Genomic DNA, 11100 nt, shown 5'->3' on the forward strand with positions numbered 1-11100 from the left:
TACTCGCCGCTATGTTTTCATCCTCGAAACGGAATTGGCTTGTGGCAGTAACGCTCATGGAGTAATTCGCGCAGCGTGCAAAATGCCGCGATCCATGCGACTGTTACGTTCGCGCCGATCGACAATTGAGATACCGGTAGCTTAGATATGATCAGACTTCTTGGATATTTCTTCGGAGCGGCTTGCGTCTTGTTCCTGGGCGCGGCGGCGGTTGTCGCCGTCTATCTGTCCAATGTCGCGAAGGATCTCCCGGACTATGCTGTCCTGAGCACCTACGCACCGCCGGTTACGACGCGCGTTCATGCCGGCAACGGCGCGCTGATGGCCGAGTATGCCAAGGAACGTCGCCTGTTTCTTCCGATACAAGCCATCCCGGACCGCGTGAAGGCGGCATTTCTCTCTGCCGAAGACAAGAATTTCTACAATCATCCCGGCGTTGACTTGACTGGGCTGGGCCGCGCCATCCTGGTAAACCTTCAGAATTTCGGCTCAGGCCGTCGCCCCGTCGGCGCATCGACGATCACCCAGCAGGTTGCAAAGAACTTCCTCCTGACATCAGACCAGACGATCGACCGCAAGATCAAGGAAGCGATCCTCTCGTTTCGCATCGAGCAGGCCTACAGCAAGGACAAGATTCTCGAACTGTATCTCAACGAGATCTTTTTCGGCCTGAATTCCTACGGTATTGCCAGCGCCGCGTTGACCTATTTCAACAAATCGGTCACGGAACTGACGGTTGCGGAGGCAGCCTATCTCGCGTCGCTGCCGAAAGGCCCCGCCAACTATCATCCCTTCCGCCATCCGGAAGCTGCGCTCGAGCGCCGCAACTGGGTCATCGACCGCATGGTGGAAAATGGCTACGTCAGCCAGTCTGACGGCGCAGAAGCCAAGAAGCAGCCGCTTGGCGTGACCGGTCGCGCCAGTGGTCCGTCGCTCTTCGCATCCGGCTATTTCGCCGAAGCGGTCCGTCGCCAGCTGGTCGATCAGTATGGTGAGAAGATGCTTTACGAAGGCGGCCTCTCCGTTCGCACGTCTTTTGATCCGCAGCTCCAGGTCTTCGCGCGCAAGGCGCTGCAGGACGGCTTGATCACCTATGACGAACGCCGCGGTTTCCACGGTCCGCTGAAGCAGATCGATGCGACCGCCGACTGGGGCAAGGCGCTTGCGGACATCCCGGTGCTTTCCGACGTGCCCGAATGGCGCCTTGCCGTCGTTCTGGCCGTTTCAGACGACAGCGTCGATATCGGGCTGCAGCCCTCAAAGGACGGTGCGGGCAAAGTTCCCGCCGAGCGCGAGCGCGGTGTCATCGAGGCCAAGAACATGCAATGGGCCTATCGCTCGTCAACGGGTCGCAAGAGCGCGAGGTCTCCGGACGGCGTTCTTTCCGCTGGCGATGTCGTCTATGTCGAGCGCCTGGGCGATGAGAGCTCGGCGTCCTATCGCCTCCGTCAGCCTCCGAAGGTCGAAGGTGGTCTGGTTGCGATGGATCCGAAGACCGGCCGCGTACTTGCGATGGTCGGCGGCTTTTCTTATGCGCAGTCCGAATTCAACCGCGCCACCCAGGCGATGCGCCAGCCGGGTTCCTCCTTCAAGCCGTTCGTCTACGCTGCGGCGATGGACAACGGCTACACTCCGGCCTCCGTGGTTAGCGACGATCCGCTCCAGATCCAGACCGGAAATGGTCAGGTATGGGCGCCGGACAATTACGAGGGCGAGGGCGGCGGCGCCAATACGCTGCGCTTCGCCATCGAGCACTCGCGCAACCGCATGACGGTGCGACTGGCAAACGACCTCGGCATGAACGTCGTTGCCGAATATGCGGAGCGTTTCGGCATCTACGATCACATGATGCCGGTGCTTGCCATGTCTCTCGGCTCCGGGGAGACGACGGTGTTGCGGATGGTCTCGGCCTATTCGGTCATTGCCAATGGCGGCAAGCAGATCAAGCCGACGCTGATCGACCGCATCCAGGATCGCTTTGGCAAAACGATCTTCAAGCATGAGGAACGCGTCTGCGAAGGATGCAATGCGAGCGAGTGGCAGAATCAGGACGAGCCAAATGTCGTCGACAATCGTGAGACGGTTCTTGATCCGATGACCTCCTATCAGATCACCTCTATGCTGCAGGGCGTCATCCAGCGCGGCACCGCGGCCGGCAAGGTCGTGCTCGGCGACCGTGACGTCGCCGGCAAGACCGGCACCACGAACGATGAAAAGGACGCGTGGTTCGTTGGCTTCACGCCCGATCTGGTCGCTGGCCTCTATATCGGCTTCGACGCACCGTCGACGCTTGGGCGGGGCGGCACCGGCGGTTCGTTGTCAGCGCCTGTTTTCAACGAATTCATGCAGGCCGCGGTCAAGGACATGCCGGCATCCAAATTCGTCATTCCGGCAGGCATGAACCTCATTCCGATTGATCGGAAGACCGGCATGGCCGCCGCGCAGGGCGATCCGAGCACCATCATCGAGGCCTTCAAGCCGGGCACCGGTCCCGCGGACAGTTTCTCGGTCATTGGTATGGACAATACCATGGCGCCCGAGGAGATCCTGAAGACGTCGCCGCAGGCAAACCAGGCGGTCCAGTCAGGCTCCGGCGGTCTCTACTGAGCTTTCCCGAAAATAGTTGTGGCGGTTGCGGCTCTTTACATCCGCAGCCGCCACAACTATTTGACGGGCCAACGCAAGACCAAATCAAAGAAGCAGGAAAATGCGAGCTGAAATCCAGAACGTAGTCGATGAAACCAAGCAGGCTATCACCCTGCTGAGGAGGCATCTTTGACTGGGACCAGGCGGTAAGACGGCTGGACTGGTTGAACAACAAGGCAGAGGACCCCACCCTTTGGAACGATGCTTCCGAGGCTCAGAAGCTGATGCGCGAACGCCAGCAGCTTGACGACGGGATCAATGGCGTAAAACAGCTCGAGCAGCAGCTGAACGAGAATATCGAGCTCATCGAGATGGGCGAGGACGAAGGCGACGAAAGTGTCGTGAAGGAAGCCGAAGACGCCCTGAAGACGCTGAAGGCAGAAGCCGCACGGCGCCAGGTGGAGGCGATGCTGTCAGGCGAGGCCGACAGCAACGACACCTACGTCGAAGTGCACTCGGGCGCCGGCGGTACGGAAAGCCAGGATTGGGCGAACATGCTGCTGCGCATGTACACCCGCTGGGCCGAGCGCCAGCGCTTCAAGGTCGAACTGCTGGAAGTCCATGACGGCGAAGAAGCCGGCATCAAATCTGCGACGCTTCTCGTCAAGGGCCACAATGCCTACGGTTGGATGAAGACGGAATCCGGCGTCCACCGCCTCGTTCGCATTTCGCCCTATGACAGCAATGCGCGCCGCCACACGTCGTTCTCGTCCATTTGGGTTTACCCGGTTGTCGACGACTCGATCCAGATAGAGATCAACGAAGGCGATTGTCGCATCGATACCTACCGGTCGTCCGGTGCAGGCGGTCAGCACGTCAACACGACTGATTCCGCGGTGCGTATCACGCATATTCCGTCCGGCATCGTTGTGCAGTGCCAACAGGAGCGCTCGCAGCACAAGAACCGTGCCAAGGCGTGGGACATGCTGCGTGCCCGCATGTACGAAGCGGAGCTGAAGAAGCGCGAGGACGCGGCCAATGCCGAAGCGGCCTCCAAGTCGGATATCGGGTGGGGACACCAGATCCGCTCCTACGTGTTGCAACCCTACCAGCTGGTCAAGGACCTCCGCACCGGCGTTACGAGTACTGCGCCCGACGACGTGCTCGACGGTGAGCTCAACGAGTTCATGGAAGCAGCGCTTGCCCACCGCATCAGCGGCAAGGCGGACGCGGTGGTCGACGATATCGACTGAGCGATTTCGCGGAGCGATTTTTGAAATGGCCCCCTCGTGGGGCCTTTTTTCATCAAGCTGGCTAGTGGCTTGATTTCGCGACGGTCACTTCGCCGAACTCGTCGATGATCACAGTCCAGCTTTCGGCGTCAGCGTCGGGGTCCGTCTTCAGGTAGACCATGGCGAAGAGGCCGGGCTCCTTCAGCATGCCGGTCGAGTTTTCCGGGCGGATGTCGGTCACGTACGGCTTGAGATCGTTCAGTTCCTGCAGTTCCAGGGTCGACACGATGCTCGGTCCGTCGTCGCTTTGTACGATTTGCTGTAGATAGATCTTTGCGGTCCGATCGGGCTGGCGGACGGCGAAAAGCTTGTAGTAGCCGTGGCGAGCGGTCGGCCGCGTGCCGGGCGTGGTCTTGGGAGGTGAGGTGGTCGTCGCCGGAGCGTGCTGAACTGCCGGAGCGCTTCCGTCGTCCTCCCAATAGCCTGTGCTTGTAGCAAAGGTGATGGCGGCCGGGAGGATCGCGTCTTGGGTGTCGCCCGCGAGGACCGCTATCGGCCATCCGGTCACCAGTAGCCCATAGAATGCTATTCTTTTCACATCCATCGCCTCAATCCTCGAATTGTTCGGCAAGGATGCGATCCGACCACGACCGGTCGGGGTCGGAGAGGATGCGCGCAGTCATATGCTCGGATTGCGCGATGCGGATGTGAAGCACTGACTTGACCTCCGAATTGTCCGCAACCGCGTTGACCGGCCGTTTCTCGGCTTCAAGAATATGAATGCCGACCGTCACCTTGTTCGGCAGCAGCGCACCGCGCCAACGCCGAGGGCGGAAAGCGCTGACCGGGGTCATGGCCAGCAGCGGCGCGTCGAGAGGCAGGATCGGTCCGTGCGCCGAAAGATTATAGGCTGTCGAGCCCGCGGGCGTTGCGACCATGAGGCCGTCGCAAATCAGCTCTTCGAGGCGGACCACGCCATCGACTTCGACGCGTAGCTTGGCAGCCTGGTAGGACTGCCGAAACAGCGAGACCTCGTTGATTGCCAGCGCAGTGGAATTCGTTCCGTCCGCATTCGCAGTTGTCATCTCCAGTGGACGAAAGGCGTTTTCCACTGCGGCGTTGATCCGCTCCTGCAGGTTCTCCGTCCGATAGTCGTTCATCAGAAAACCGATGGAGCCGCGGTTCATCCCGTAGACGAGTTTGCCCGAATTCATCCTGCCGTGGAGGGTCTGCAGCATAAAGCCGTCGCCGCCGAGCGCCACGATGACATCGGCCTCATCGGCTGGAACATTGCCATAGATGCGAATCAGCTCGTCCCGCGCTTCAAGCGCCTCGGTCGTCGGGGAAGCCAGAAAACTAAGCGTCTGAAAGGAGAGGCTCATGCAATGCCCTTTGTGATGTCCGCCTAGCTAAAGGATAACAGGTTCGCGCCACAAGGCATTTTAAGGCGTTAGCAGTTCGCCTATGCAATTCACGTCAAACTCAGCGACGATTCCGAGCACCCCGAGGCAAGGCTAGCATTCCCGCCCTTTGAGCAGCGTGTCTCGGCCAGTTGGTGTTGTCATCTCGCCATGGAGGGCTGCGTTGGAATGCGCTCGCTGATCTAGTGGACTTCCGCGTCAGCCCAGTCGCATTGGAACGCCAGCACCGGCTCGGAAAACCCCTTCAGCCGTCGGCGCGTTGCCTCGGCGAAGAGATCGGCGGCGCCGTACTCCCGGAAAATGTTCTCCGACGCGAGGATCTGATCGGTGGACGCTGCAGCGCACAACCGCGCGGCAAGTTGCACCGTGGAGCCGAACAGGTCGTTACTGTCCTCGACGGGCTCGCCGCAATCCAGTCCGATGCGAACGTGAATCGGCTCGGGGTTCCCGCGGTTATAGCTCTGGAACTCCTGCTGGATCGCTATTGCACAATCCACGGCCGCGGTCGTCGACGCAAATGTCGCCATGATGCCGTCGCCCGTATGCTTTACCTCGCGGCCCGTGTGATGGTCGAGTGATCTGCGCACCACGGAGTCATGCGCCCTGACCAGTTCGGTCGCCATGCGGTCGCCGAGGCGCCTGGTCATTTCGGTAGAGCCAACAATATCGGTGAAGAGGATGGCGCGGTGGCCAGAATCTACTTCGCCCAAGGATAGTCCTGACGCGGGCTCCGGATCGTGAATTCGCCCCAGAAATGCCTCCACGGCAGACAGTGCGACCTCGACAACTTCGCCTGCAACGAAGCCATGGGCCTCCCGGTGCACGCACTGCGCCGTTTCTGCGTCGGGCGCGTCCATGAGGCAAAAGGCGGTTCCTCGGCGCTGGTCGAACCAGTAAGTGAGGAATTTGACGCCATAGCGATCCTGAATGTCGAGATCTTTGAGGTGCGCCTCGGCAACTTCGGCGGCCGACGTTCCCGCGAGATCATGCCGGTCCATGAAGATGGCCATCTGGACTCCTCCCTGGGTGCCCCTCGGAGCCCCATTCTACGGGCCGGATAGACCCTCGTCTATACCCTTAGAGAGGTTGCGCCTTGCGAACCGCATTGGAAAGACGTTTCGGGAATCGATGCGCAAAAAACGCGACCGGAGCGTCTAGGACCGTACATCTCATAGATGATTGAATGGTGCCCCCGGCAGGGTTCGAACCCGCGACCCCCTGATTACAAATCAGGTGCTCTACCAACTGAGCTACAAGGGCAATGCCTGCCAAGTAGCAGATTCTGTCGTCCTGTAAAGAAAAAATCAGCGCTTCGTTGATTTCGGTAGTGGAAAGTGGCGGGCGGGATTTTGCGCCGGCGGGCAAGCGCCGGGTCTAGTTCCGGGCCGCCTCGGCTACGCGTGCTTGCAGCTTGTCACCGGCAGCCTGTGCTCCTTCGCCGGACGGGGACATGACGGCGATACTCAGCACCGAAACGACCATGATGGCAATAACAGCGATCATTATACGCACGCGACTTCTCCTTGTTGAACGCTGTAAACGCAACAGGAGATCGTCGGTTCCAGGGAGTCTTCGCAGAAACGGCTACTGCGCGGGAGTGGGGATTGGCTCCGAGGGAACGGTCGAGGGCGCAAGCGGATCGCGTTGATGTAGAGGTTGTGTCTTGTCGATCCAGATGATGCTGAGAGCGACGCCGACGAGTGCGATGACGAAGGAGATGCCAATGAGAAGGGGGCGGACTGCCATAGCGGGTTCTTCTCCTTGTTGCCCGGAGTATGAGATAATGTTAGCAGCAGGTGGCGTCAAAATCGAGGCGCCTCATGGTTTCCTGACCATCAGCAAGGGCTTCCCGCCTTCTTCCGGGCTTTTTTCGAAGGACCCATCGGCCAGCATATCGAGGGATATCGATGCGCCGTCTTTGCTCATCAGCACGAGGCTGAAGCCTTCGACATGGAAGACAGAGAGCTTCAGTTTGGCAACGGCAGGTGCGCAGTCTCCAGATGGCGACAGCGGCGCGTTGCCGTCCTCGTCTATTTCATCCTTGAGGGTCAGCGTGCAGAGCTCTTCGCCAAGAGGCCGCTGAAGCGTCCAGCGTGCGGCAAGGCTTTTGACGGTCGGCAGTCGATCGACGCCTTCCGGTGCTTCGACGAGAAGCAGCGGTTCATCGCCTTCGGTCTTCAGCGGCGATCCTTCGTTTTCAACGAATCGCGCAAGCACCTTGCGCGTCGCGTCGATGATGATCACGCCGCCGTTCTCGTCGAAATTCCACGAATAGGCTGCCGCAAAGGCCGGTAGCGACTTGGAGCAGTTTTCTTCGCCGGAAAGCGAATATCCGCCGATCGCGTTGCCAGTCCCCAGCGTAATGCTGCAGCCCGGCGCGCCGATTTCCGGCGCGATCAGGTAGGTGCCTGCCTGGGCCTTCAAGATGTCGGCATCAACGTCGTCGGCGAATGCCGAGCCAAAGGCAAGAATACCGGCGGCCATCGCCGCCGGTCGAAGCGCAAAACGGAACATGACAATCCCCTGTCGCGGCCCGCCCCTGAGCCGTCCTACTCCTTCAAATGCAATCTCGCTGCATACATGGCGATCGCAGCTGCATTCGATACGTTGAGAGACTTGATCTCGCCCGGCATGTCGAGCCTTGCCAGTGCTCTGACGGTCTCGCGTGTCTTCTGCCGCAACCCCTTGCCCTCCGAACCGAGCACCAGTGCCACCTTCTCGCCCGAAAATGCGCCTTCGAGCGGTGCCGGACCGTCCGAATCAAGTCCGATGGTGAGGAAGCCGAGCTTGTGCAGTTCGCCGAGTGCATCGGCGAGATTGGTGACCTGTATGTAAGGAATGAGTTCCAGCGCGCCTGATGCCGATTTGGCCATGACGCCTGATTCAGTCGGGCTGTGACGCTGCGTCGTGATGACGGCGCCGGCCTTGAAGGCGACGGCAGAACGCATGATGGCGCCAACGTTGTGTGGATCGGTAACTTGGTCGAGCACGAGGAGCAGCGGGCTGTTCTTCAGCGCTTCCAGGCGGCGCACGGGCAGGGGGCGCGTTTCCAGCATCACGCCCTGGTGGATTGCCTCGGGACCGAGCACCTTGTCTATGTCCTGCGGCGACACGATCTCAACGGGAATGCCGAGCGCATCCATATCAACCTCAAGCCGTGCGAGCGCGTTCTGCGTCACCGACAGCTTGATCTTCTTCCGCTCTTTGTTCTCGAGCGCGGCGCGAACCGTATGCAGGCCGTAGAGATAGACCTGCTCGGGGGCCAGAGCCGGCGGCTTCCAATCATCACCACCACGCTTGCGCTTCTGCTGCATTGGCGTCGGAATTTCGCCGCGTTCGCGCTTGCCGTCGCGGTGTGCACGACGCAGAGTAGCATAATGTGTATCCTTGGCGGATTTCTCGTCAGCGGCCGTGCCGCCTGTTTTGTTATCTTTGCTCATACCGCTTTATAACGGGGGCGGTTCTTCCCGCATAGGATTTCTTTCAAGGCGGGGCTTTCAACAACGAATGAATTTTTTCATGTTTTTTCCATTGTCTTCGTGTTGACATGAGGAAGTCGTCCGGTCATATACGCGGCGCAGACCGAGGGGCGGCAACGCTTCGAAAGTCTCGAGCTTGGTCTCACGATCCGGACGAAAAACTGGAGAGATGCCCGAGTGGTTAAAGGGGACGGACTGTAAATCCGTTGGCTCAGCCTACGTTGGTTCAAATCCAACTCTCTCCACCATTCGTCATCGGATCGGACCACCCCGCGGGTATAGCTCAATGGTAGAGCAGCAGCCTTCCAAGCTGAATACGCGGGTTCGATTCCCGCTACCCGCTCCAAGCACCTCAGTCAATTTTACAGAGAATAGTCGACCGCGCCGATGCAATAGGATCGGTTTTGGCAGCGATGGTTGCCCTGCGTCACCCCCACAAAAGAACGAAGGGTGATGCCAGGGCAATGATGCCGGCGACCGTCCACCTTGTGCGGCCGTACGTCTGGAGTTCTTCTCTTGAGAGCCACTTTTGCACGGCGAAGAAGCCGATCGCGATGATCGCGCTATAGACAATCGCGCGCACGAGGATAGACCAGCCTCCGCCGAAGAGCCCGATGGCAATGCCAAAGCCAGTCAGCGCTCCGAGAATGCCGTATCCGACGTCGAACATCAGTGTCGTCGTGGTCGAAAGGGGAGTGAGCATTTTCGGGAAGGCAATCGCCACCGCTGCCGTCAGGAGCCATATGGCGACGATGGCCTGCAGCGTCGACGAACTGACGATTGATGTCGCCAGCGCCGTAAGGTGTTCAGGCGACGAAAGGCGCAGGAGTTGAGCAACCCAGTCGATCGCCGCAGCTAGTATCCATAGTATAAATGCACAGGCGGCGAAGATCAGAAAGTTGCCGGCCGACCGCTTCGCGATTTTCTTCTGTTCCATTGCTTTCTCCCAGTACGCGCTCCCCACGAGCGACCGAGACAAGTTGTACCATATAATCAGTTGGTTGTGCCCTGCCATGGGCAAAGTCCCCGGATTGCCCTTTGGAGCTGTGGTTATCGATTGAACGGTTCGTTCCCATGTGCGGCTGCAGCAAGGAATAGTGTCCGCAATTAGGTCTTGCGCAATGCCGCCGAAAGCCTTAAACGGCGGCACTAAACCGGTTCGCCGGGGTCACCCATTTCGTTCACAGGAAGCATTCAAATGGCAAAGAGTAAGTTTGAGCGCAACAAGCCGCACGTTAACATCGGCACGATCGGCCACGTTGACCACGGCAAGACGTCTCTGACGGCAGCGATCACGAAGTATTTCGGTGAGTACAAGGCGTACGACCAGATCGACGCTGCTCCGGAAGAAAAGGCTCGCGGCATCACCATTTCGACGGCCCACGTCGAATACGAGACCCCGAACCGTCACTATGCCCACGTTGACTGCCCCGGCCACGCCGACTACGTCAAGAACATGATCACGGGTGCCGCGCAGATGGACGGCGCGATCCTGGTTTGCTCTGCCGCTGACGGCCCGATGCCGCAGACGCGCGAGCACATCCTGCTGGCTCGCCAGGTTGGCGTTCCTGCGATCGTTGTGTTCCTGAACAAGGTTGACCAGGTTGACGACGCCGAGCTTCTCGAGCTCGTCGAGCTTGAAGTTCGCGAACTGCTGTCGTCCTACGACTTCCCGGGCGACGACATTCCGGTCATCAAGGGATCGGCTCTTGCTGCACTCGAAGATTCCGACAAGAAGATCGGCGAAGACGCGATCCGCGAGCTGATGGCGGCTGTTGACGCCTACATCCCGACGCCTGAGCGCCCGATCGACCAGCCGTTCCTGATGCCGATCGAAGACGTGTTCTCGATCTCTGGCCGTGGTACGGTTGTGACCGGCCGCGTCGAGCGTGGCATCGTCAAGGTTGGCGAAGAAGTCGAGATCGTCGGCATCCGCCCGACCTCGAAGACGACGGTTACCGGCGTTGAAATGTTCCGCAAGCTGCTCGATCAGGGCCAGGCCGGCGACAACATCGGCGCTCTGGTTCGCGGTGTGAACCGTGACGGCGTCGAGCGTGGCCAGATCCTGTGCAAGCCGGGTTCTGTGAAGCCGCACAAGAAGTTCATGGCAGAAGCCTACATCCTGACGAAGGAAGAAGGCGGCCGTCACACGCCGTTCTTCACGAACTACCGTCCTCAGTTCTACTTCCGTACGACTGACGTGACCGGCATCGTTTCGCTTCCGGAAGGCACGGAAATGGTTATGCCTGGCGACAACGTTACGGTTGCCGTCGAGCTTATCGTTCCGATCGCAATGGAAGAAAAGCTGCGCTTCGCGATCCGCGAAGGCGGCCGTACCGTCGGCGCCGGCATCGTTGCCTCCATCGTCGAGTAGTCTTCGGA

The 11100-nt window shown here is 59.6% G+C and carries 11 protein-coding genes and 3 tRNA genes; 5 read left to right on the forward strand and 9 right to left on the reverse strand.

Going from position 1 to position 11100, the window contains the following annotated elements; genetic code table 11:
- Positions 1–147: 147 nt before the first annotated feature.
- Positions 148–2607, forward strand: coding sequence for a penicillin-binding protein 1A (locus AC1D2R_RS14010; protein WP_477967870.1), 2460 nt, complete (start codon positions 148–150; stop codon positions 2605–2607).
- Positions 2608–2707: 100 nt separating this feature from the next.
- Positions 2708–3839, forward strand: a protein-coding gene (gene prfB / locus AC1D2R_RS14015; RefSeq protein ID WP_477967871.1) for a peptide chain release factor 2 whose coding sequence is annotated in 2 segments (ribosomal slippage) — positions 2708–2776 and positions 2778–3839 — 1131 coding nt in all. Because the reading frame shifts where the segments join, the coding sequence is not laid out codon by codon here.
- 61 nt (positions 3840–3900) lie between these two features.
- On the opposite strand, the gene AC1D2R_RS14020 is transcribed toward prfB, so the two are convergent.
- The 8 genes from AC1D2R_RS14020 to rlmB form a co-directional block, all read right to left on the reverse strand.
- Entirely contained in the window at positions 3901–4422 is a 522-nt protein-coding gene (locus tag AC1D2R_RS14020; RefSeq protein WP_477967872.1) for a hypothetical protein, read from the reverse strand.
- Between the two features lie 4 nt (positions 4423–4426).
- Positions 4427–5200: an NAD kinase gene (locus tag AC1D2R_RS14025; RefSeq protein WP_477967873.1), complete on the reverse strand. Its 774-nt coding sequence runs from the start codon at positions 5198–5200 to the stop codon at positions 4427–4429.
- Between the two features lie 221 nt (positions 5201–5421).
- Positions 5422–6249 carry a nickel-binding protein gene (locus AC1D2R_RS14030; RefSeq protein WP_477967874.1) on the reverse strand — a complete coding sequence of 276 codons (828 nt, stop codon included), beginning with the start codon at positions 6247–6249 and terminating at the stop codon, positions 5422–5424.
- A gap of 174 nt (positions 6250–6423) precedes the next feature.
- Positions 6424–6499 (reverse strand) — tRNA-Thr (locus AC1D2R_RS14035).
- A gap of 114 nt (positions 6500–6613) precedes the next feature.
- On the reverse strand, positions 6614–6751 hold the full coding sequence (locus tag AC1D2R_RS14040; RefSeq protein ID WP_477967875.1) for a hypothetical protein: 138 nt from the start codon (positions 6749–6751) through the stop codon (positions 6614–6616).
- 72 nt (positions 6752–6823) lie between these two features.
- The gene (locus AC1D2R_RS14045; protein ID WP_477967876.1) at positions 6824–6985 is read right to left on the reverse strand and encodes a hypothetical protein; all 162 of its coding nucleotides are present in this window, start codon (positions 6983–6985) and stop codon (positions 6824–6826) included.
- Positions 6986–7057: 72 nt separating this feature from the next.
- Positions 7058–7753, reverse strand: coding sequence for an AprI/Inh family metalloprotease inhibitor (locus tag AC1D2R_RS14050; protein WP_477967877.1), 696 nt, complete (start codon positions 7751–7753; stop codon positions 7058–7060).
- Between the two features lie 35 nt (positions 7754–7788).
- On the reverse strand, positions 7789–8679 hold the full coding sequence (gene rlmB, locus AC1D2R_RS14055) for a 23S rRNA (guanosine(2251)-2'-O)-methyltransferase RlmB (protein ID WP_477967878.1): 891 nt from the start codon (positions 8677–8679) through the stop codon (positions 7789–7791).
- A 202-nt stretch (positions 8680–8881) separates the two neighbouring features.
- On the opposite strand from rlmB, the gene AC1D2R_RS14060 reads away from it, so the two are divergent.
- Positions 8882–8966: transfer RNA gene (locus tag AC1D2R_RS14060), tRNA-Tyr, on the forward strand.
- A 24-nt stretch (positions 8967–8990) separates the two neighbouring features.
- Positions 8991–9064 (forward strand) — tRNA-Gly (locus tag AC1D2R_RS14065).
- A gap of 81 nt (positions 9065–9145) precedes the next feature.
- On the opposite strand, the gene AC1D2R_RS14070 is transcribed toward AC1D2R_RS14065, so the two are convergent.
- A complete protein-coding gene (locus AC1D2R_RS14070) occupies positions 9146–9655 on the reverse strand; it encodes a hypothetical protein (RefSeq protein WP_477967879.1) in 510 nt (169 codons plus the stop codon).
- A 261-nt stretch (positions 9656–9916) separates the two neighbouring features.
- Here AC1D2R_RS14070 and tuf point away from each other — a divergent pair, with 261 nt between their 5' ends.
- Positions 9917–11092, forward strand: a complete 1176-nt coding sequence (gene tuf / locus AC1D2R_RS14075) for an elongation factor Tu (RefSeq protein WP_477967880.1) — start codon at positions 9917–9919, stop codon at positions 11090–11092.
- Positions 11093–11100 lie beyond the last annotated feature (8 nt).

Source organism: Rhizobium sp. P1_C7 (genome assembly GCF_056406295.1).